General features: G+C 40.5%; 1 protein-coding gene. It reads right to left on the reverse strand.

Going from position 1 to position 262, the window contains the following annotated elements; genetic code table 11:
• A partial coding sequence (locus SB775_RS30670; protein WP_410865036.1) for a hypothetical protein occupies positions 1-262 on the reverse strand: 262 nt, incomplete at both ends.

Genomic DNA, 262 nt, shown 5'->3' on the forward strand with positions numbered 1-262 from the left:
CAAGGAAACCGGTTTAACATCTAAAAATGCCTTCATGTCCTCTATGTCACTCCAACGATCAGTTACCTTTGCCTTTAACGTAAAGGCTCCTTTATATTGTTCATTTGCTTGTATGTTGGTCTTGATTTTCGGACCTGTGTTATCGACTTTTACACGTACAGATGCATGCTCGCCTTCGGTTTTGGCCTCAATAAGATGCGTTCCTTCTTTCAGCCTTCTTGTATCCCACTGAAAATAAGTTGAAACATAATCCTCTTTTGGG

The sequence above is a fragment of the Peribacillus sp. SIMBA_075 genome, assembly GCF_046534585.1.